Genomic DNA, 1061 nt, shown 5'->3' with positions numbered 1-1061 from the left:
CACCCGCAGCTTCGGTAGATGGCTTGAGCCCCGTTACATTTTCGGCGCAGGCCGGCTTAACTAGACCAGTGAGCTATTACGCTTTCTTTAAAGGATGGCTGCTTCTAAGCCAACCTCCTGGTTGTCATGGCCTTCCCACATCCTTTCCCACTTAGCCATCATTTGGGGACCTTAGCTGGCGGTCTGGGCTGTTTCCCTCTCGACGACGGACCTTAGCACCCGCCGTCTGTCTGCCGGACTGCACTCACCGGTATTCGGAGTTTGGTTAGGTTTGGTAAGGCTCGCGCCCCCCTAGCCCATCCAGTGCTCTACCCCCGGCGGTGATATCCGACGCGCTACCTAAATAGCTTTCGCGGAGAACCAGCTATTTCCTGATTTGATTGGCCTTTCACCCCTAGCCACAGCTCATCCCCGACTTTTTCAACAGGCGTGGGTTCGGTCCTCCAGTGCGTGTTACCGCACCTTCAACCTGGCCATGGCTAGATCATCAGGTTTCGGGTCTACAGCAAGCAACTATCCCTTATTTCTAAGGGGGCGCCCTCTTCAGACTCGCTTTCGCTGCGCCTTCGCCTATCGGCTTAAGCTCGCTGCTTACTGTAAGTCGCTGACCCATTATACAAAAGGTACGCGGTCACCCCATGAAGAGGCTCCCACTGCTTGTAGGCATCCGGTTTCAGGAACTGTTTCACTCCCCTCGTCGGGGTGCTTTTCACCTTTCCCTCACGGTACTGGTTCACTATCGGTCACTGAGGAGTACTTAGGCTTGGAGGGTGGTCCCCCCATGTTCAGACAGGGTTTCACGTGCCCCGCCCTACTCGAGGATCATGGTTCACTTACCCGTACGGGACTGTCACCCGCTGTGGTGCGCCGTTCCAGACGCTTCCGGTTGCTTCCCCATGACCACTGGCCTGGTCCGCGTTCGCTCGCCACTACTTACGGAGTCTCGGTTGATGTCCTTTCCTCCGGCTACTTAGATGTTTCAGTTCGCCGGGTTCGCCTCCTGGACCTATGGATTCACTCCAGGATACCCCCTAAGGGGTGGGTTGCCCCATTCGGAAATC

General features: G+C 56.5%; 1 rRNA gene. It reads right to left on the bottom strand.

Going from position 1 to position 1061, the window contains the following annotated elements:
• A 23S ribosomal RNA gene (locus AC6H2I_RS30405) occupies positions 1–1061 on the bottom strand; the annotation flags it as partial.

The sequence above is a fragment of the Azospirillum sp. NS33 genome (genome assembly GCF_059703765.1).
The sequence above is the reverse complement of the archived record's forward strand: the minus strand, read 5'-3'. Positions and strand labels throughout refer to the sequence as shown.